Source organism: Hungatella sp. SL.1.14 (assembly GCF_024460495.1).
Taxonomy (GTDB): Bacteria; Bacillota; Clostridia; order Lachnospirales; family Lachnospiraceae; genus Hungatella; species Hungatella hathewayi.
In genome coordinates this window covers 1-328 of sequence record NZ_JANFYJ010000214.1, presented here as the reverse complement: position 1 = coordinate 328, position 328 = coordinate 1, and the positions used below count along the sequence as shown (strand labels likewise).

At 48.2% G+C, this 328-nt stretch carries 1 protein-coding gene; it reads left to right on the top strand.

What is annotated here, in order from left to right:
* Window positions 1-328, top strand: a 328-nt coding sequence (locus NE473_RS30735) for an IS110 family transposase (RefSeq protein ID WP_256265610.1), incomplete at both ends; no start/stop codon positions are given.

Below are 328 nucleotides of genomic sequence, written 5' to 3'. Positions count from 1 at the left end.
CTTTAATTCCCTTGATAAGAACGATGGGATTGATTCCTTTGTCATCGCTGATTTCGCCAGGGTCGGCCGGATTAACACACAGCCCTGGCGCGGGGCACAGTATCTTGCACTCCATCGCCTTACACGGCACCGGCTTCACATTACAGAATGCATCGCCAGGGAGAAAACCTACATGCTCAACAACATCTTTCTGAAATTCAGCGAGTTTGCCATGCTGGACAAAGATGAGCACCCTTTCTCCAATAAATATGGTGCCACTGCTGAAGCTGTTCTGACGGACTACCTTTCTACCGAAGCCATCGTAAATGCTTCTGTAGATGAACTGATT